Genomic DNA, 681 nt, shown 5'->3' on the forward strand with positions numbered 1-681 from the left:
GCAGGACGCCCTGGAGACGCTGGACCGGGACCGGCTCAAGAGCGTGAAGAGCGCGAAGATCCCGGACAACCAGATCACGGACCATGCCGTCGGCAGCAGCTTCTACGGCGCCTGTATGGCATACCGCACGGATGCTTTCGGCGGTAAGAAGCCGGAGTCGTGGGCGGACTTCTGGGACACCGGGGCGTTCCAGGGCGGCCGTTCGATGTGCAACCCGGACGGTGATCTGCCGGAGCTGGAGTTCGCGCTGCTGGCCGACGGCGTGCCGATGGACAAGCTGTACCCGCTGGATGTGGACCGTGCCTTCAAGGTGCTGACCCGGCTGCGGGGCGACATCAAGAAGTACTGGGACAGCGGCCCGCTCCCCGGTGTGCTGCTCAGCCGCCAGGAGGTCACGATGTCCACCGTGTGGGACGGCCGTATCGCCGACCTGGAGAAGCAGGGCGTCCCGGTGGAGCGGCAGCTCAATGGCATGCGCCGTCAGTTCCAGGGCTATGCCATCGCCAAGGGCGCGGCCAACGCGGATGCCGCCTACCAGTTGATGGACTTCTCGCTGCGTGCGGAGAGCCAGGCCGCCCTGGCGAAGGCCTTCCCGTCGAACCCGTCGTCCCCGCTGGCCTACGCCAAGCTCACCGAGGACGAGCGCAACGCGCTCGCCGGTGCGCCGAAGTACTACGACAA

General features: G+C 67.3%; 1 protein-coding gene. It reads left to right on the forward strand.

Annotated elements, in window-relative coordinates; all coding sequences use genetic code 11:
- On the forward strand, positions 1-681 hold a 681-nt coding region (locus tag KUM44_RS39845; protein WP_254390797.1), incomplete at both ends, for an extracellular solute-binding protein.

Source organism: Streptomyces sp. AC550_RSS872 (assembly GCF_019049285.1).
In the GTDB taxonomy this organism is placed as follows: domain Bacteria; phylum Actinomycetota; class Actinomycetes; order Streptomycetales; family Streptomycetaceae; genus Streptomyces.